The organism is Herbaspirillum sp. WGmk3 (genome assembly GCF_023952535.1).
Lineage (GTDB): Bacteria > Pseudomonadota > Gammaproteobacteria > Burkholderiales > Burkholderiaceae_D > Herbaspirillum > Herbaspirillum huttiense.
This window is the reverse complement of sequence record NZ_JAKYWT010000006.1, coordinates 211,687-230,924: the sequence shown is the minus strand read 5'-3', so window position 1 is coordinate 230,924 and position 19,238 is coordinate 211,687. Positions and strand designations below refer to the sequence as shown.

The window sequence follows — 19,238 nt, the reverse complement described above, 5'->3', positions numbered from 1 at the left end:
CGCGGCCATCGTTCATCTGGCGCTTCCGCAAGCAGGGTCCCGGATCCAGGGTCAAATGAAGATTAATTCCCGCAATACGAGAATTGATCCCTGGGAATGAGGCTGGCACCCCGAGCCAGCCTCGTTACAAGTGCAGCTTTCTGCTATTTCCCCACCCTTATTGGTGCACTCCTTCGCATCCCGATTCAAAAAAGTGCATAAAACGTGCGATATGAATGAAGCGCTGCGTTGGCACGGAACTCGCTCTCCCAGCCGCACCATTACGGTGTATTCTGCCCGGCGGGGCGGTGTAATGGAGGAACTGCCCCGCCTGGCCTGGCGCTGCGGCCGGGCCGCTTGCCTGCTGTGGCTCCGTCCCTTTTTATCCGGGGATGCCCCTGGGGAAAGCGCCCGAGTGGCGATGCTGCAAGGCATGGCTCGGTTTTTGCAGTAGCAGAGTCCGCAAGCAAGAACCGGTCAGCGACTGGGAGGCGCTGCGGTGCTTTCCGATCAGGTTGCCGTCCACACGGCGGTCAGAATCGGTCAGCGCACATAACAAATGGCACAACGAACTGCGTTTTCAATCTTTCATTGGAAGTAATAGGAGCAATTCATGCAAAAAATCAAAATGATTCCTGTCGCTACGGCACTGGTGGCAGCGTTCTCGTTCGCAGGGGCAGCGCAGGCACAAGAGGTCATCAAGATCGGTCACGTCGCTCCTCTGACCGGTCCCAACGCGCACATCGGCAAGGACAATGAAAACGGTGCCCGCATGGCCGTGGACGAACTCAACGCCAAGGGCTTCGAGATCGGCGGCAAGAAGGTCACTTTCCAGCTGGTCCCCCAGGATGACGCTTCCGATCCGAAGCAAGCCACCACCGTGGCCCAGGCCCTGGTCGATGCCAAGGTCAAGGGCGTGGTCGGCCACATGAACTCCGGCACCACCATCCCGGCTTCCAAGATCTACTTCGACGCCGGCATCCCGCAAATCTCGCCCTCGGCGACCAACCCCAAGTACACCCAGCAAGGCTTCAACACCGCCTTCCGCGTGGTGGCCAACGATGGCCAGCTCGGTGGCGTCCTGGGCCGCTATGCCGTCAATGAACTGAAGGGCAAGAACGTGGCCGTCATCGACGACCGCACTGCCTACGGTCAAGGCGTGGCCGAAGAATTCCGCAAGAGCGCCCTGGCTGCCGGTGCCACCATCGTGGCCACCCAGTACACCACCGACAAGGCCACCGACTTCAACGCCATCCTGACCTCGGTCAAGTCCAAGAAGCCGGACCTGGTCTTCTTCGGCGGCATGGATGCCGTGGCCGGCCCGATGCTGCGCCAGATGGATCAGCTGGGCGTGGCTGCCAAGTTCATGGGCGGTGACGGTATCTGCACCACCGAACTGCCGAGCCTGGCCGGTGCTGGCCTGAAGGACAGCGAAGTGGTCTGTGCCGAAGCCGGTGGCGTGACCGAAGCAGGCAAGAAGCCGCTGGAAGACTTCAAGGCTGCCTACAAGAAGAAGTTCAACCAGGACGTCGTGATCTACGCACCGTACACCTACGATGCGCTGATGACCCTGGCTGATGCCATGAAGCAGGCCGGCTCGTCCGACCCCAAGGTCTACCTGCCGGTCCTGGCCAAGATCAAGCACAAGGGCGTCACCGGTGAAATCGCCTTCGACGCCAAGGGCGACATCCTGAACGGCACCCTGACCCTGTACACCTACAAGGGCGGCAAGCGTACCCTGCTGAGCGTGGTCAAGTAATTTTGCATCAAGCTTCACCTCCGGGACCGTCACGGTTCCGGCGGGAGCAGCAGTGACAAGCCCCGGCCTTCGTGCCGGGGCTTTTTCTTTCATATCGACCAAAAGCCGCATCGACCCGCCGCCGCATTTACAGATTATAATGAGACACGTTCTCATTACATCTTGCGGTCATGGCCGACCTCGCTCCCTCCCGTCCTCACGACATCGCTGGCATTTACACCGGGCATCACCGGTGGCTGCTGGGCTGGCTGCGCCGCCGTACCGACAATGCCGAGCTGGCGGCCGACCTGGCGCAGGATACCTTCGTGCGGATGATGGTCTCGCGCCGCGATTTCATCGTCGATGAAGTGCGCACCCTGCTGGCCACCATCGCGCGCGGCCTGATGATCGATCATTTCCGCCGCTGCGCGCTGGAAGCTGCCTTCCTGGAAATGCTGGCGCAGATGCCCCCCGAGCACCTGCCTTCGCCCGAAGCGCAACTGCTGGTGCTGGAAACCCTCAACGAAGTCGACGCCATGCTGGCCGGCTTGCCGCCCAAGGTGCGCAGCGTCTTCCTGCTGTCGCAGCTCGATGGCCTGGCCTATGCCGAGATCGCGGCGCGGCTGGAGGTGTCGCTGAGTTCGGTGCAGCAATACATGAAGCGCGCCTTCACCGCCTGCTACCGGCTGCAATATGGGCTCTGAGCGCACGGCCCCCAACGACGACATCGTCATGGCCGCCATCGACTGGATGGTGCGGCTGCAATCGGGCAACGCCAGCGATCACGAGCACGAAGCCTGCCGCCGCTGGCGCGCCGAACAGCCGCAGCACGAGCTGGCCTGGCAGCGCCTGCAATCGCTCAGCGAGCGGGTCGCCACGCTGCCGCGCGCGCTGGCCCACGGCAGCATCGGTGCCAGCGAAGCCCGCACGCGCAACAACCGCCGCTTTGCGCTCAAGACCTTGTGCGTGGCGACCGGCGCGGGGCTGCTGGGGGCCAGCGCAGCACGATGGACGCCGTGGCAGGCCTGGATGGCCGGCTACACCACCCGCACAGGAGAGCGGCGCCGGATCACGCTCGCCGATGGCACCCTCCTGCAACTCAACAGTGCCACTGCGGTGGACGTCAGTTTCGACGACCACCAGCGCCTGATCCGCCTGCATCGCGGCGAAGTGCTCATCACCACGGGACATGAAGAGCGCCCTTCCTATCGTCCCTTCCTCGTGCAGACACGGCTGGGGCAGGCGCGCGCACTGGGCACCCGCTTCCAGCTGCGCGATGCGGAGGAGGGCATGCGCCTTGCCGTTTATGAAGGCGCGGTGGAATTCCGTTCGCAAAATGAGAATGCACCTGTGCGCGTGGATGCGGGGCGTCAAGGGCTGTTCGATGCGCAAGGGCTGGTCGGCCGCCTCCTTGCCGCCAATGAACAGGCCATCGCCTGGACCGATGGTGTCATCGTGGCCGACCGCATGCCGCTGGGCCAACTGGTGGCCGAGCTGGATCGCTATCTCCCCGGCAAGCTGCGCTGCGATCCGGCGGTGGCCGGATTGCCCATCTCGGGCGTGTTTCCGCTCGACCAGCCAGCACGCATCCTGGCCGCGATTGCGCGGACCTTGCCGGTGCGGGTGGATACCTTCACGGATTACTGGATCACCTTGCGGCCACGGACCGCCACCTGAGGCCGGCATGGATATAAAACATTTTTAAAATTTTTCTGCAGGTTTTTGGATCTCGTTCGGTTTACCAGATAGCAAGCCCTCTGAAGCTCACCATCGAACGACATCCATGACCATCCGAACCCGCTTCCCCTCGCGTCCGACCCTGTCCCGACTGGCCATCCTGGCCGCCTTCGCCAGCCCCGTGGCAGGTGTGCAGGCGCAGGCCACCGATGCCCAGCGCCAGGCCTACGACATCCCCGCTGGTCCTCTCGACCAAAGCCTCAACAGCTTCGCCCGCCGTGCGGGCGTGCTGCTCTCTTTCGATCCGGCCATCACGCGCGACCGCCAGAGCGCTGGTCTTTCCGGCCGCTATACTGTAGCGGAAGGGTTTGCCGCGCTGCTCAGCGGCACCCCGCTGCAGGCCATCCGCAACGCAGACGGCGGCTATACCGTCGCCGCACCGGCGGCCACCAGCGGCAGCAATGCCAATGCCGTCCTGCCCACCGTCACGATCACCGAAAGTGCCGACCCGACCGCCCCCTATGCAGGCGGACTGGTCGCGCGCGGGGGCAGCCTCGGCGTTCTGGGCACGGCCAGCGTCATGGACACGCCCTTCAGCACCACCAACTACACCTCGCAAGGCATCGAGGATGTGCAGGCGCGCGCCATCGGCGACGTCATCGCCAACGATGCCTCGGTGCGCAACACCAATGGCAATGGCGGTTTCGGCGACAGCTACCAGATTCGCGGCTTCACCATGTCGGCCAATGACGTGGCCTTCAACGGCCTGTATGGGATGGTGCCGCTCACGCGCATGCCCATCTCCATGGTCGAGCGCATCGAAGTGCTCAAGGGGCCGGGCACGCTGATGTATGGCATGGGCCCGGCTGGCGGCGTGGGCGGGGCGGTCAACCTGATCCCCAAGCGTGCGCACGAAGATCCCATCTCCAGCGTCACCGCCACCTATCTTTCCAATTCGCAGTTCGGATTGAAGGCCGACCTCGGCCGCCGCTTCGGCGAGCAGCAGGAGTGGGGCATCCGCGTGAACGCGCTCTATGCCGATGGCAACACCGGCCTGTCCGGCAGCAACCAGCAGCAGAACATGGGCTCGGTCGGACTCGACTACAACGGCGGCCGCGTGCGCTGGAGCCTGGACGCCTACACCCAGCACGAAGATGCCCGCAACTTCCGTCCGCAATTCAGCATCAGCAGCCTGGTGATGCCGGAAGCGCCCTCGGGCAAGACCAACCTCTATCCCGGCACCACCCTGCAATCGGATGACAAGGCCGTCGCCACGCGCCTGGAATACGACATCAACGACCACCTGACCGCCTACGGTGCCGTCGGTTATCACGAGGCCACGTCTTCCCAGAGCTGGCCCAGCGCTACCATCCTCAATGCGGCCGGTGATACGGCTGCGCTCTACAACGGTTACTACGACCAGAAGGTCGTTTCCACTTCGGCCGACGTCGGCATGCGTGCGCGCTTCAACACCGGCGGCATCAAGCACACCGTGATGCTGGGCGTGAACATGCTGGATCAGCAGACCGATTACTTCTACCTCTCCGAGAGCAGCAGCGTCACCTCCAATCTGTATCGTCCGGTCGCCTTGCCCGCGGTCAGCGGCGCACGTGGCGAACCCACGCCGCAAAGCCAGATCCGCCTGACCAGCGTGGCGCTGACCGATACTCTGTCGCTGGCCGATGACCGCCTGCGCATCACCGCCGGCTTGCGTCGCCAGCAGGTGTATTCGCACAGCCTGGTGGATGCCACGCAGACCTCCAACAAGACCGCCATCTCGCCGGTGCTGGGCGTGGTCGTCAAGCCGGTGCAGAACGTTTCGCTGTATGCCAACTACACGGCGGCCCTGAGCGCAGGTGGGTTCACTTCGGCCAGCGACGGCAATCCCAACCAGCTCTTCCCGCCCTACAAGTCCAAGCAGGTGGAGACCGGAGCCAAAATTGACTGGGGCCGTATCACGACCACGGCGGCCGTATTTCAGATCGAGCAGGCCAATGCCAGCACCACGCTGGTCAATGGCGTGAGCACCACCACCCAGGATGGCCGCAATCGCGTGCGCGGACTGGAACTGGCGGCTTATGGCGAACTGCAGCGCGGCCTGCGTTTCAATGCCAGCGGCACCTTCTTCGATGCCAAGCAGTACCACACCGACAACGGCACCAATGACGGCAAGGATGTCGGCGCCATCCCCAACAGCAACTTCAACCTGGGGCTGGATTGGGATGCGCCGTGGCTGCAGGGCCTGGCCTTGAATACGCGTGTCACCCGCACGGGCTCGATGTGGTACAGCAACGAGAACAAGCTCAAGGTGCCGGGATGGACCCGCGTCGATATCGGTGCGCGCTACATCACCCGGGCGGCAGGGCAGGTCGTGACCTATCGCGCCAACATCGAGAACCTGTTCGACAAGAATTACTGGCTGATGCAGAACGGTTATGTGGGCACGTCATCGGGGCGGACACTGGTGCTGTCGGCGCAGGTCGATTTCTGATCTGAGTACGTCACTCACGCGCGTGAGCCATGCCCTGCTGCTGAGAAGCGGCAGGGCATTTTTTTGAAGAAACGCCTAAAAGATATAAATGATTTATGGATTGTAAAAAGTCGGGTCGATAAAAACCTGATGAATCCATCAGGTTTTTATCAGGCCACTTTTTTATCCATCTCTCGCGCACTTTCCAGAAACACCCGCCGCAACCATTCGATCCCCGGATCATTGGTGCGATAGCGATGCCACTGCATCATCTGATGCATCTCCGCCAGCGGCAGCGGACTTTCCTTGAGCACCACCGGCAATTGCGTGGCCAGCCTGCGCGCCAGCCGGCCATGTACGGTGGCGATGCGGTCGGTCCCCTGCACCAGTGCCACGCAGGAGGCGAAGCTGAAGCTGGTGATCTCCACCCGCCGCGCAAAGCCCAGCTTGCTGGCCATCCACGCCTCCACCGAGGAGGCGTTGGCACCGGGCGGCACCATCACCACATGACCGGCCTCCATGTAGCGCTCCAGCGTCAGCTTGCCTTTGGCCAGCGGACTGTCGCGCCACACCACGCAGACGTGACGTTCGCGAAACACCTCCTCCGCCGGATGATCGGGCGTACAAAATTCCTGCGGCAGTACCAGCAGATCGACCTCTGCGCGATCCAGCGAACGGGTCGGGTCCTGCACCTGCGGCATCAGCGCAAATCGGATCTGCGGCCCTTCGGCATGCGCGCGTGCGATCACGCGCGGGATCAGCACGTTGAGGCTGAAGTCGGAGACCGAGATGCGGAATTCCCGATGTGACTCCGCCGGGACGAAAGCGGGCTTGGCGGCGATCGATCCTTCGATACGCCGCAATACGTCATTGACCGCATCACGCAGCACTTCGGCGCGCGGCGTGGCTTCCATGCGGCGGCCGACCTGGATCAGCAATTCGTCATCGAAATATTCGCGCAGGCGTGCCAGGGCATTGCTCATGGCGGACTGGCTCAGGTGGATCTTCTCGGCGGCGCGGCTGATGTTGAGTTCGGTCAGCAGCGCGTCGAGCGCGACCAGCAGATTGAGGTCGAGCTTGTTGAAGCGCATTGGATAAGTCTCCGTTGTCGGGTGCCGGCCTTTCTTTTGTGCAAGGGTTGCAGGGCCGGTCATGTATTGATCCCGTCCATATCATGAATCAAAACAATCCATTTGATCAATATCAACCTCGACCTTAACCTTCATCCATCCGCTGCACGGCCTCGCAGAAGCATCCAAGAAAAGGCCGGCACGGCAAGCCGGTGGCGCCCTGCGCCATTGATCGGCCTGGCCCCGAGAAGACGCCGCGATGGCGAGACAACAAGCCAGGCAGGGTAGGAGACAAGGAGACAGAAGTGAAGAGAGGAACCGTACCAGCCCGGCGGCTGGGGAATCGTGCCGCCCTGGCCGTCGTGGCCATGATCGGGAGTGCCAGCATGCAGTTCGCGCAAGCCTTCGAAGGTGGCGTTTCGCCATTCCCCACCGGGTCCACCAGTGAATACATCGCCGCGCTACCGCCCATCCCGGGCCTGTTCGCGGTAGAGCAGTTCAACTACAGCAGTGCCGACGGCCTGTACGACAACAAGGGCAACAAGCGCCCCATCCCCTTCAAGACCGATGTGTTCTCGGCCACCACGCGCCTGCTGGCTTCCTATGGCGTCGAATGGATGGGCGCCAAGGTCTATTCGCAACTGGTGTTGCCGGTGGTCTCGCTGCATACCGAAGTGATGGGCCACGGCGAGAACCACAACGGCCTCTCCAACGTCACTGTCACGCCGCTGCTGCTGCGCTGGGATGTGGCCGCGCATACCAACGTCACCTTCGGCTTCGACTTCGCGCTCAAGACCGGTTCCTACGACCCCAATCGCACCAGTGTGGCGGTCGGCTACACCTCCTATCAGCCGGTGCTGGCGATTCGTCACAACGATCCCAACGGGCTGGACCTGGGCATCTCCAATCGCCTGCTCTTCAACGACAAGAACAGCGATACCAATTACCGCTCCGGCTCTGCCTACGTGGCGGACTTCATTGGTGGCTGGAACTTCGGCAAGTGGAAAGTCGGCGTCACCGGTTCCTATCTGAACCAGTTCACCGATGACCGCCAGAACGGCACCGACATCACCGGCAACCGCATGCGCAGCTTTGCCATGGGACCGACCGTGGCCTACAACGCTGGCACCTACAGCATCAACATGAACGTGCAGCGCGGCCTGTACGCCGCCAACACGGCCAAGAGCGATGCCATCTGGATCAACTTCGCCATGCCGCTGTGGATGGGCGGCCCGCACTGAGGCCGCGCAGCCGTCCATCCGTATCACTCATCATCAAAGGAGTTACACCATGTTCCGTTACTTCCCGACGAACTATGTCTGGAATCTTTCCGTCGATCTCGCCATCGAGATGGGCGCACGCATCGGCGAAATCGAAGCCATGTGCGCCCCCCTGCAGGAGGCGGCCAAACAGCCTGACGCCGAAGGCACCGCCGCCTTCCGCGCCACCTGGGCGGACATGGCAGAAAAGCTCTGCAGCCTGGCCGCCGAGGATGAAGCGCGCGGCCGGCTGCTCTCGGCCGGTGCCAAGTACAAGCGCGCGGCCAGCTACCTGCTGACCTGCGAACGCCTGCAGGGTCACGGTGCACCGGGCCGGCTTGAGCTGTATCGCCGCTTCCTGGAAGTGTTCCAGCGCGGCATCACGCTGGCCGGTGACAACTGCGAGCGCGTCGAGATTCCTTACGAAGGCAAGGTCATCTCTGGCCTTTATATCCGCGCCAATAACGTACAGGGGCCTGCCCCGATTCTGGTCCAGCTCAATGGCCTGGATTCGACCAAGGAAATGAAATACCTGGTCGGCCTGCCGGGCTGGCTGGCCGAGCGCGGTGTCTCGTCGCTGGTGATCGACCAGCCCGGTACCGGCGAGGCCCTGCGCCTGCACGGCATGACCGCACGTTTCGATGCCGAGCACTGGGCGCGCCACGTGGTGGACTGGCTGGAACAGCGCGACGATGTCGATGCCAGCCGCATCGGCTGTGAAGGCGTCTCGCTGGGCGGCTACTACTGCCCGCGCGTGGTGGCCATGGAGCCGCGCTTTGCCTGTGGCGTGGTGTGGGGGGCCAATCACGACTGGCGCGATGTACAGAAAAAGCGCCTGGAAAAAGAGGGCGATTTCCCCGTACCGCATTACTGGCAGCACGTCTGCTGGGTGTGGGGTGCCAAGGACATCGACGACTTCATGCGCATCGCCGAAGACGTGCATCTGGATGGCGTGGTCGAGAAGATCCGCGTGCCCTTCCTGGTCACCCACGGCGAGAAGGACACGCAGATTCCCCTCAAGTGGGCGCACCGCACCTACGAACAGCTGGTCAACAGTCCCAAGCGCGAATTGAAGATCTTCACCGACCGCGAAGGCGGCGCCCAGCACGCCAGCTTCGACAATTCCATCAACGCCGGCCATGTCATCGCCGATTGGGTGGCGGAGACCCTGGGCGGCCGCACCAAGCGCTGATGCGTCCCGTGCAGCAACGAAACACCGAGTCAATCACAAGGAAATCCGCATGAACATCATTGGACCCGATGCCCTGGTCTTTGGCGTGGACGATCTGCCCGCCTGCCGCCAGTACCTGCTCGACTATGGCCTCAAGGAGGCTGGTAACGACCGTTACGAAGCCCTCGACGGTACCGCCATCGTGCTGCGCGCCAAGGACGACGCCACGCTGCCGCCGCCCATGGGCACCGCCAGCCTGCTGCGCGAAACCGTCTATGGCGTGGCCGACGTCGCCACGCTGGACGCCATCGAAACCGAACTGCGCCGCGACCGCGAAGTCAGCCGCCGCGATGGCGTGGTGCGCAGCGTGGACGACATGGGCTTTGCGCTGGCCTTCCAGGTCACCGTGCGCCGTGCGCTGGACATCAAGTCGGAACGCGTCAACGGCCCCGGCGATGCCCAGCGCGCACCGAACCAGCTGGGCCTGCCCGCCGAGGGCGAAGCCCTGCCGCGCACGCTGTCGCACGTGGTGTATTTCGTGCCGGATGCGGCCAAGGCCGAGGCCTTCTACCAGCGCCTGGGCTTCGTCTGCACCGACCGCTTCACCGGCGTAGGCCCCTTCCTGCGTCCGGCCGGGACCCTGGATCACCACACGCTGTTCATGATCCAGACCCCACCCTTCATGAAAGGCTGCGAACACTTCACCTTCCACATGGGCGGCCCGACCGAGGTGCTGCTGGCCGGCACCCGTTTCGTCGAGAAGGGTTACCAGAGTTTCTGGGGGCCGGGCCGCCATCGCTTCGGCAGCAACTGGTTCTGGTATTTCAATTCGCCGCTGGGCTGCCACGTCGAATACGACGCCGACATGGACCTGCACGACGATCAATGGGCTGCGCGCGAAGCACCGATGGGTGCCGATGCCTCGCAATTGTTCCTGTTCCAGTACCGCGAGAAGTGGGCACCGGGCGGCCCGCCGCCGCCGGGCGCAGCACACTGATTGCCGGGCATAGCGGGAGAGACAGCCATGTACCTGTGCCATGTCACGCAATTGCCTGAGGACGGCGCACGCGGTTTCGATACCCGCGGGGCAGGGCAGGCCACCATCTTCCTGCTGCGCCGGGGCGACCAGGTGCGGGCCTGGCAAGACAGCTGCCCGCACCACGGCACACCGCTGCCATGGCGGCGCGATGCCTATCTCGATGCCAGCGGGCAGCACGTGGTCTGTGCCGCCCATGGCGCATTGTTCGATCCGCTCACCGGCGTGTGCACGCTCGGTCCTTGCCTGGGCGACTCGCTCACACCGGTGGCGCTGCGCATCGATGACGACGGCGGCCTGCACCTGGCCACCGGCGAAGACGATCCACTCATCAAGAAAAAGATTCAGGAGACACCATGACACTCGCAGCCCAACGCATCCTCATCATCGGCGGCGGTTTTTCCGGCGCATCGGCCGCCATTGACCTGCGCCGCCGTGGCGCCCAGGTCGACCTGGTGGAACTCGATCCCCAGTGGCGCAACTATGGTGCCGGCATCAGCCTCGGCCCGGCCACGCTGCGTGCGCTCAAGCAACTCGGGGTGCTCGATGCCTTCCTGCGCGAAGGCGCGGCCGGTGATGGGGTGCGCCTGTGCCTGCCGCACGGCCCGCAGATCGCCGAGCTGCCCACCCCTCGCCTGGCCTCGCCCGACGTACCCGGCGGCGGTGCCATCCTGCGTCCGGTACTGGCGCGCATCCTGGCCGATGCCGCCCGCGCCTCGGGTACCGACGTGCGCCTGGGCTGCACTTTCACGGCGCTGCGCGAGATCGGCGACGAGGTCGAGGTCGACTTCACCGATGGCCAGACCCGCCGCTATGACCTGGTGATCGGTGCCGATGGCCTCTATTCCAAACTGCGTGCCCATCTTTTCCCCAACGCACCCAAGCCGCGCTACAGCGGCCAGGCCGTGTGGCGCGCCATCCTGCCGCGTCCGGCGGAGATCACCACCTGCACCATGTGGATGGGGCCGCAAATCAAGCCCGGCGTCAATCCGGTGTCGAAAGACGAGATGTACCTCTTCGTCACCGAGCCGCGCCCGGTCAACGACCACGTCGATCCGGCCACCTTCGTGGCGCGCTTGCGCGGCCTGCTGGAAGACTTCAGCGCCCCTGTGTTGAAGACCATCCGCGACCAGCTCGACGACAACGCCCGCATCATCTTCCGCCCGCTGGAAGGCTTGCTGCTGCCGCGTCCGTGGTATCAGGGCCGCGTCGTGCTGATCGGTGATGCGGTGCATGCCACCACGCCGCACCTGGCCTCCGGTGCCTGCATCGGCATCGAGGATGCGCTGGTGCTGGCCGACGAACTGGCGCGCAACGGCAACGTAGCGCTGGCCTTGTCGGCCTTCGAGGAACGCCGTTGGGAACGTTGCCGCATGGTGGTGGAGAACTCGGCCCGGCTGGGCGAGATCGAGGTCGGGGGCGGCGACAAGGACGAGCACTCGCGCATCATGCGCGAATCGCACGCGGCGCTGGTCCAGCCGATCTGATTTTTCTCATCAATATAAAAAATATAAACGATTAACGCTTAACGCTTCAGCAACCTGCGTACGACGCGAGGAGACAAGATGATCACGACCTATTCCAAGCGCGCCCTGGCTGCGCTGATGCTGGCGCACTGCGCCGGCATGATCGACCTGGTGGCGCTGCCGGTCTGGGTCGGCACGCTGGTGGCGCATTACCACTTCGATGCCCGCCAGGCTGGCCTCTTGGCCTCGCTCTTCCTGGGCGGCGCGGTGCTGGCCAGTGCCGTGCTGGCCCCCCGTTTCGATCCCGAGACGGCACGCTGGAAGGCGGCCATCGGTTTCGGCCTCTCGGCCCTGTTGTTCGCCGTGGCGGCGCAGACCCAGCACTACCTGCTGCTGGCCTTGCTGCATGCGGCGTGCGGCATCACCACCGGGCTCTCGCTCAGTGTCACGCATGGCACCATCGCGCGCGGCAGCAATCCGCATCGCGGCTTTGCGCTGGTGGGTATCGCGCTGGGCGTGTTTGCCATCCTGTTCCTGGGCAGTGCGCCGCCGATCATCGCCAGCGTGGGTGGTCCTGCCTTGTTCTATCTCTTCGCGGGGGTGATGGCCATGGGTGCGCTGGCGTGTGCCCTGGCGTTTCCCCGTCCGGAGACGGATGGCCTGCCGCGTGTCGCCAAGCCGCGCGAGCCGGTGCCGCGCCAGGTCTGGTACGGCATTGCCGGCATCGCCTGCATGGGGCTGGTGCAATCGATGACCTTCAGTTTCCTGGAACGTGTGGGCAGTGATCGCGGCTTCGGGCTGGAAGCGGTCACCGGTGTGCTCATCGCGCTGGGCTTCGTCAACCTGCTGCCCGCACCGCTGGCCGCTCTGCTGGAGAAACGGCTGCCCGCCCGCAGCGTGCTGATGGCCGGTCCGCTGGTGCAGGCGCTGCTGGTGGTGGTGATCATGAGTTCGTTGCGTTTTGCACCTTATGCGGCAGCGGCCTCCGTGTTTGCTGCCGTGATGATCTTCACGCATACCTTCGCCTTCGGCCTCATGGCCCGTCTGGACCGCAGCGGCCGCGCCATGGCTGCCACGCCCGCCATGCTGATGACGGGGGCGGCCATCGGCCCCATCCTCGGCGGCACGCTGGTGCAGGGCTGGGGCTATGGCAGCCTGGGTCCGGTGGCGGTGGTGCTGGGCGTGGGGGCATCGATCTGTTTCTCGCGGCTGCCGCGTGCAGTCGCCGTTCAACCTCAAGAGGCTCTGGCATGACCGCATCCCTGCAGACGCGTCGCCGTCATCGTTTCGTCGACCTGTCCATCTATCTTGAAAACGACGTGCTCTCCGACCCGCCCCCGCTGGCCCCGAAGATCACTTACCAGAAGCATGCCGATACCCTGCCCGAATTCATGGCCATGCTGCCCGGCACGCAGCCCGAGGATTATCCCGATGGCGAGGCCGCAGCGGCCGAATGGGTCACGCTGACCACGCACAACGGCACGCATCTGGATGCACCGTGGCATTTCCATTCCACGCAAGACGCAAAGAATGGCGGCGCGCGCCCCTCCATCACCATCGATGAAGTGCCGCTGGAATGGTGCTTCCAGGCGGGCGTGAAACTGGACTTCCGTCACTTCCCCGATGGCTACGTCGCCACCGCCGCCGATGTGGAAGCCGAACTCAAGCGCATCGGCCACGTGCTGCAGCCACTCGACATCGTCGTGGTCAATACCCGCGCCGGCTCGCGCTACGGTCACCGTGACTATCTCGGTGCCGGCTGCGGCATGGGTTACGAAGCCACCATGTACTTGCTCGAACGCGGCGTGCGCCTGACCGGCACCGATGCCTGGAGCTGGGACGCACCGTTCTCCTATACCGCGCAACGGGTAGCCGAGACCGGCGACAAGTCCCTGATCTGGGAAGGCCACAAGGCCGGCCGCGACATCGGTTACTGCCACCTGGAAAAACTGCACAACCTCGAAGCCTTGCCGGCGCACGGTTTCACCATCAGCTGCTTCCCGCACAAGATCCGTGGGGCCAGTGCCGGCTGGACGCGCGCGGTCGCGATCTTCGACGAAACCTGATACCCGCCGCCGCACGGACAGCCATCAGCAGATTCAAGCAATACAAGCAATACAAGCGATTCAAGCGATTCAAGCGATTCAATGGAGCCCATGATGTCCTTCCCCCCGATACACCGCGTGGTCACCGGCCACGATGCGCAAGGCCGATCCATCATCAGCAGCGACGGTCCGCTGCCGACCGTGGTCGAAGTGGCCGCCATTCCCGGTACGCTGTTCCATGAAGTCTGGAGCACCAGCGCCACGCCCGCGCGCGTGGACAATGGCCCGGATCCCAGCCTGGGTGCATTGGTGCTGTCGCCCCCGGAGCGCGGTACACGCATGCGCTTCGTCGACATCCCGCCCGATACCGAGGAATTCCTCGCCAGCGCCAGCAGCAAGATGCACGAGGCCTTCAGCCAGATCGGCGAAGCCGCCGCCTCCACCGTGCAGACCGATTCGCCCCATCCGCTGATGCATCGCACGGAATCGGTGGACTACGGCATCGTCATCGAAGGCGAGATGACATTGGTGCTGGACCGAGGCGAGGTCGCCCTGAAGCCCGGCAGCGTGGTCGTACAGCGCGGCACCAACCACGCCTGGGCCAATCGTTCGGGCAAGCCTTGCCGCATGCTGTTCATCCTGGTCGATGGCCAGTACGACCCGGCCATTGCCGCCCAACTCGCCAAGGGAGCGTAAGCCATGAAGTTCGCCACCCTGCGCGACGGCACGCCTGATGGCGCGCTGGTACTGGTCGCGCGCAATGCCGCCACCGCCTTGCCGGTGCCGCGGATTGCGCGCACCCTGATCGATGCGCTGGCGCGCTGGGACGAGGTCACACCCGCCCTGGCCGAGCGCTATCAGGCCCTCAATGAAGGCCGTGCCGATGGTGCCATCGCCTTCGATGCGCAGCTGTGCATGGCACCGCTGCCGCGTGCACCGCAATGGCTGGACGCGTCCGCCTTCCTCAATCACGGACGTTTGATGGAAGAAGCCTTCAAGACACCGCCGATTCCGTATTTCGATACGGTGCCCGTGATGTACCAGGGGGCCAGCGATGATTTCCTCGGACCGCATCAGGACGTGCCGCTGCGTTCGGAAGCCGAAGGCATCGATTTCGAAGGCGAGTTCGGGGTGGTGGTCGGGCCGGTCGCCATGGGTGCGACACCGGACGAAGCCCTGCAGGCCGTGCGCCTGGTCGTGCAGCTCAATGACTGGAGCCTGCGCGCACTCGGCCCGCATGAGATGAAGACCGGTTTCGGCTTCCTGCAGGCCAAGCCCTCGACGGCCTTTGCCCCGATTGCCGTCACTCCCGATGAACTGGGCGATGCATGGCACGATGGCCGCGTGCAGATGCGCTTGCAGGTGCAGTGGAATGGCGCGCGCTTTGGCGAACCGCACGGCGGTGAAATGAATTTTTCCTTCGGACAGCTGATCGCGCATGCGGCGCACAGCCGCCGCCTCACCGCGGGCTGCATCATTGGCTCGGGTACGGTCTCCAATGTGGCGCGCGCGGCCGGTTCAGCCTGCATCGCCGAGCGGCGCGTGATCGAGAAGATCGATCACGGCGAGATCCGTACCGGCTTCATGCACTTCGGTGATGAGGTGCGCATGCAGGCGCATTACGAGGATGGCCGTCCCGGTCCCTTCGGTATCGTTCAGCAACGCGTGGTGCAGGCAGCATGAGGGTCCTGGTCACCGGCGCGGGCGGCTTCATCGGCGCGATCCTGCTGCAGCTGCTGCAGCAGGTGGGGCAGGTCGGCCAACAGCGTATTACGCGGCTGGCGGCGATGGATCGCACCTTGCCTTTGCTGCCCGAGTCCGTCGAATGCATCGAGGGTGAATTGCAGGATGCCCAGGTGCAGTCACGCCTGGCACGGTTCGGTGCCGATCTCTGCTTTCATCTGGCAGCGGTGCCGGGCGGTGCGGCCGAAGCCGATCCGGCCTTGAGCCGCCGCGTCAATCTGGATGCCACGCTGGATCTGTTCAACTTGCTGGCCGAAGGCAGGGCAAGGGGGAGTGCGCCGCCGGTGGTGGTGTATGCCAGCACCATCGCGGTATATGGCACGCCCCTGCCGGACCCGGTCACGCCGGCCACGCCCACGCGTCCGGCGCTGATTTATGGCGCGCACAAACGGGCTTGCGAAATCCTGCTGGCCGATGCCACGCGCCGTGGTGTGCTTGATGGGCGTTCGCTGCGCCTGCCGGGCATCGTGGCGCGTCCGCGTGCTGCCTCTGGATTGGTCTCGGCCTTCATGAGCGAGCTGCTGCATGCGCTGGCAGCGGGCGAACCCGTGACGCTGCCGGTCGGACCGCAGGCCACTGCGTGGTGGATGTCGGCACAACGTTGTGCGGAGAACTTGCTGCATGCGGCGGTCATGGATCCGATGCTGGATACCGAGGGCCACATGGAACGCACCTGGGCCTTGCCCGTATTGCGGCTATCCATGCAGGAAGTGGTCGCAACGCTCTCGGCCTTGTATCGCGTGGATGGTCCTGCGCTTGTGCGCTATGCCCCGCAAGAGCCGGTGGAGGCGGTGTTTGGCCGCTATCCCGTACTTGATGACCGCATCGCGCGCCGACTTGGCTTGCGTGATGATGGTTCGCCTGCCGAACTGGTACGGCGCGCCTTGTCTCTCCATTCCTGATCTCTCCGGACGCGCAGTTTTGCTGCGCGTCCCGGCATTTGTGCTGCGCTGAATTATTTGCACGCCGGCCCTCCTTCCTGCCCTCAGGGCATATAGCTCCCCGCTGATCCGTTGAGGACAATCAGTCCGTTTTCGTTGCCATACAGATTCATTGAGTTCACATCTCAGGGACTATTGGTGACTTTGCATCAATTAACATGATTTGCAACAGCCGAACGAATTCTTGTTTGGCGAGACTGTAAAGTTGGGTAAAATTGCCGCTCGGCATATTTTCCTTGCGGAAATGTCGCCGCAAACAGGCAGACGGACCATCAGGGGTGACAGGTCCGCACCCGTTCAGCACCGCCCGAACCACAACTAAAAATCATGAAACAAGATCCTCAGGGAGTCTTGCGGGGCCCTTCGCGCCCACGCAGGCTGGCCACCGCTTTGTCCTTCGCTTTCAGTCTTGGCCAGTGGGGCCTGGCGCACTACGCGCAGGCACAGACCGATCCGGCCACGCAGCAGTATCAGCGCGAGCAGCAGCGCGAACGCGCACTGCGCCGCCAGCAGGAAACCACACCGGACGTCCGCCTGCCCGCAGAGCCGGCCGCGCCCGCACTGCCGCTGCCTGCGCAGGAGACACCGTGCTATCCGATCCGGCGCGTAGAACTGCGGGGTGAGGAGGCAGCGCGTTTCGATTGGCTGCTCGGGGACGAGGCCTCAGTGGACGGGCGCTGCCTGGGCGTGCAAGGCATCAATGCCCTGATGACACGCCTGCAAAACGCCATCGTCGCGCGCGGCTACATCACCACGCGGGTGCTGGCCGAGCCGCAGGATCTCAACAGCGGCGTGCTGATGCTGACCTTGTTGCCGGGCCGCGTGCGGCAGATACGCTTCGCCGCCGATGCCGATCCACGCGGCACGCAATGGAATGCCTTGCCGGTCCATCCCGGTGAGCTGCTCAACCTGCGCGACATCGAACAGGGCCTGGAAAATTTCAAGCGGGTCCCCACCGCCGAAGCCGACATCAAGCTTGAACCTGCGCAGGGCGAAGGCGCACTGCCCGGCCAGAGCGATCTGGTCATCAGCTACCGCCAGGCCTTTCCCTTGCGGCTGGCGGTCTCGGTCGACGACAGCGGCTCCGATGCCACCGGCAAGTACCAAGGCAGCATTACCCTGTCCTATGACAATTGGTGGACCCTCAATGACCTGTTCTACGTCAGCGTCAACCATGATCTGGGTGGCGGCCATGCCGGCCCGCGCGGATCGCGCGGCAGCACCGTGCATTACTCGCTGCCCTTCGGCTACTGGAACTTGGGCTTCACCACCAGCAGCAGCGACTACCACCAGACCATCGCCGGCCTGACGCAGACCTATCTCTATCGCGGCCAGAGCGAGACCAGCGAAATCAAGCTCGCCCGCATGGTCTATCGCGATGCCTCGCGCAAGACCTCGGTCTCGGCCAAGGCCTTCCTGCGACGTGCCAGCAATTTCGTCAACGATACCGAGATCGAGGTCCAGCGCCGCCGCACTGCAGGCTGGGAGCTGGGCGTGGCGCATCGTGAATTCATCGCCGATGGCGCGCTCGACCTGAACCTGGCCTACCGGCGCGGCACCGGCGCATTCTCGGCCTTGCCGGCACCGGAAGACGTCTTCGGCGAAGGCAGCGCGCGCTTCTCGCTGGCCACGCTCGACCTCAACCTGAGCCAGCCCTTCAGCCTCGATGCGCCATGGGGACGACAGGCACTGCGCTACACGCTGGCCGCACGCGGCCAATGGAATGGCACCGCCCTGGCACCGCAGGAACGCTTCTCCATCGGCGGCCGTTATACCGTGCGCGGCTTCGATGGCGAGATGACCCTGCTGGCCGATCACGGCTGGTTCGTGCGCAATGAGCTGGCGGCCGCACTGGGCAGCAGCGGCCAGGAATTCTTCATCGGCCTCGACTACGGCGAAGTCGCCGGGCCCTCGGCGCAACTGCTGGTTGGCAAGCACCTGGCGGGCGCGGTAGCGGGCCTGCGCGGCGGCTACAAGAGCCTGTCGTGGGAAGCCTTCGCCGGCACACCGGTTTCCAAACCTGAACGTCTTGAGACGGCCCGCCTCACGGCCGGCTTCTCCCTCACCTGGTCCTACTGATGCTCATGACACCCGCTCCCCGTTTCGAGATCCTCGCGCCGCGCCTGCTGGCGGGCGAATTCAACGAAGCCACCGCCTTCGGCTCGGCGGCCTGGCTGTGGCTGCATTCAGCGCGTCACCGCAATGTGCCGCTGCATACGCTCTCCACGCTGCTGCTGCCGGCGATCAAGGAAGGCCGCTTCGTGCTGGTCTCCGAGCGCGGCCAGCCGGTGTTCTACATGAGCTGGGCCGATCTCGACGAGGCGGCGGAAGCGCGCTACCTGCAGCACTCGCCGGAACAGATGCGGCAGGAAGACTGGAGCAGCGGCGAGCGCCTGTGGATCCTCGACTGGATTGCGCCCTTCGGCCACACCAACCTGATGATGCAGCTGGTACGCAAGCGCCTGATGGCCACCCGCATCATGCGCACCCTCTACCACCGTGGCGCGGAGCGCGGCATGCGCATCATGGAGCTGCACGGCATGGCCGTTCATCCGCGCGAGGCGCGCGCCTGGTTCGCGTTGCATCCGCCTGCCACGCCTGCCATTGCCAGCGCCGCCGATCCTCTTGCCCTCTCTGCCTGAA

Annotated in this window: 17 protein-coding genes; 16 read left to right on the top strand and 1 reads right to left on the bottom strand. The window is 64.2% G+C overall.

Going from position 1 to position 19,238, the window contains the following annotated elements:
• The first annotated feature begins 592 nt into the window (after nucleotides 1–592).
• The 4 genes from MKD49_RS22260 (at nucleotide 593) to MKD49_RS22245 (ending at nucleotide 5,885) form a co-directional block, all read left to right on the top strand.
• Nucleotides 593–1,738, top strand: a complete 1,146-nt coding sequence (locus MKD49_RS22260) for a branched-chain amino acid ABC transporter substrate-binding protein (protein WP_039789964.1) — start codon at nucleotides 593–595, stop codon at nucleotides 1,736–1,738.
• 170 nt (nucleotides 1,739–1,908) lie between these two features.
• On the top strand, nucleotides 1,909–2,421 hold the full coding sequence (locus MKD49_RS22255; RefSeq protein WP_252697397.1) for a sigma-70 family RNA polymerase sigma factor: 513 nt from the start codon (nucleotides 1,909–1,911) through the stop codon (nucleotides 2,419–2,421).
• A complete protein-coding gene (locus MKD49_RS22250; RefSeq protein ID WP_252697396.1) occupies nucleotides 2,411–3,394 on the top strand; it encodes a FecR domain-containing protein in 984 nt (327 codons plus the stop codon). Before MKD49_RS22255 ends, MKD49_RS22250 begins: the two co-directional genes overlap by 11 nt.
• A 106-nt stretch (nucleotides 3,395–3,500) precedes the next feature.
• A complete protein-coding gene (locus tag MKD49_RS22245; RefSeq protein ID WP_252697395.1) occupies nucleotides 3,501–5,885 on the top strand; it encodes a TonB-dependent receptor in 2,385 nt (794 codons plus the stop codon).
• A gap of 149 nt (nucleotides 5,886–6,034) precedes the next feature.
• Here MKD49_RS22245 and MKD49_RS22240 read toward each other — a convergent pair whose 3' ends face one another.
• Nucleotides 6,035–6,955 (bottom strand): LysR family transcriptional regulator, encoded by a 921-nt coding sequence (locus MKD49_RS22240; protein WP_252697394.1) that lies wholly within the window; start codon nucleotides 6,953–6,955, stop codon nucleotides 6,035–6,037.
• A gap of 365 nt (nucleotides 6,956–7,320) precedes the next feature.
• Between MKD49_RS22240 and MKD49_RS22235 the strand changes: the two genes are divergently transcribed.
• The 12 genes from MKD49_RS22235 (at nucleotide 7,321) to MKD49_RS22180 (ending at nucleotide 19,237) form a co-directional block, all read left to right on the top strand.
• A complete protein-coding gene (locus MKD49_RS22235) occupies nucleotides 7,321–8,175 on the top strand; it encodes a transporter (protein WP_252697456.1) in 855 nt (284 codons plus the stop codon).
• Nucleotides 8,176–8,224: 49 nt separating this feature from the next.
• Nucleotides 8,225–9,385 carry a S9 family peptidase gene (locus MKD49_RS22230; protein WP_252697393.1) on the top strand — a complete coding sequence of 387 codons (1,161 nt, stop codon included), beginning with the start codon at nucleotides 8,225–8,227 and terminating at the stop codon, nucleotides 9,383–9,385.
• 49 nt (nucleotides 9,386–9,434) lie between these two features.
• Nucleotides 9,435–10,361 carry a VOC family protein gene (locus tag MKD49_RS22225; RefSeq protein ID WP_252697392.1) on the top strand — a complete coding sequence of 309 codons (927 nt, stop codon included), beginning with the start codon at nucleotides 9,435–9,437 and terminating at the stop codon, nucleotides 10,359–10,361.
• A gap of 27 nt (nucleotides 10,362–10,388) precedes the next feature.
• The gene (locus MKD49_RS22220) at nucleotides 10,389–10,760 is read left to right on the top strand and encodes a Rieske (2Fe-2S) protein (RefSeq protein ID WP_252697391.1); all 372 of its coding nucleotides are present in this window, start codon (nucleotides 10,389–10,391) and stop codon (nucleotides 10,758–10,760) included.
• Complete coding sequence (locus MKD49_RS22215; protein ID WP_252697390.1) at nucleotides 10,757–11,887, top strand: FAD-dependent oxidoreductase; 1,131 nt, start codon at nucleotides 10,757–10,759, stop codon at nucleotides 11,885–11,887. Before MKD49_RS22220 ends, MKD49_RS22215 begins: the two co-directional genes overlap by 4 nt.
• Before the next feature lie 78 nt (nucleotides 11,888–11,965).
• Nucleotides 11,966–13,120 (top strand): MFS transporter, encoded by a 1,155-nt coding sequence (locus tag MKD49_RS22210; protein ID WP_039787995.1) that lies wholly within the window; start codon nucleotides 11,966–11,968, stop codon nucleotides 13,118–13,120.
• Nucleotides 13,117–13,932, top strand: coding sequence for a cyclase family protein (locus MKD49_RS22205; protein WP_034331966.1), 816 nt, complete (start codon nucleotides 13,117–13,119; stop codon nucleotides 13,930–13,932). The genes MKD49_RS22210 and MKD49_RS22205 overlap by 4 nt, the downstream gene beginning before the upstream one ends.
• A gap of 93 nt (nucleotides 13,933–14,025) precedes the next feature.
• On the top strand, nucleotides 14,026–14,607 hold the full coding sequence (locus MKD49_RS22200) for a cupin domain-containing protein (RefSeq protein ID WP_252697455.1): 582 nt from the start codon (nucleotides 14,026–14,028) through the stop codon (nucleotides 14,605–14,607).
• 3 nt (nucleotides 14,608–14,610) lie between these two features.
• Nucleotides 14,611–15,594 carry a fumarylacetoacetate hydrolase family protein gene (locus MKD49_RS22195; RefSeq protein ID WP_252697389.1) on the top strand — a complete coding sequence of 328 codons (984 nt, stop codon included), beginning with the start codon at nucleotides 14,611–14,613 and terminating at the stop codon, nucleotides 15,592–15,594.
• Entirely contained in the window at nucleotides 15,591–16,556 is a 966-nt protein-coding gene (locus MKD49_RS22190) for an NAD-dependent epimerase/dehydratase family protein (protein ID WP_204724938.1), read from the top strand. The genes MKD49_RS22195 and MKD49_RS22190 overlap by 4 nt, the downstream gene beginning before the upstream one ends.
• Nucleotides 16,557–16,922: 366 nt before the next feature.
• Complete coding sequence (locus tag MKD49_RS22185) at nucleotides 16,923–18,674, top strand: ShlB/FhaC/HecB family hemolysin secretion/activation protein (protein ID WP_371925504.1); 1,752 nt, start codon at nucleotides 16,923–16,925, stop codon at nucleotides 18,672–18,674.
• 5 nt (nucleotides 18,675–18,679) lie between these two features.
• The gene (locus MKD49_RS22180) at nucleotides 18,680–19,237 is read left to right on the top strand and encodes a toxin-activating lysine-acyltransferase (protein WP_121044469.1); all 558 of its coding nucleotides are present in this window, start codon (nucleotides 18,680–18,682) and stop codon (nucleotides 19,235–19,237) included.
• Nucleotide 19,238 lies beyond the last annotated feature (1 nt).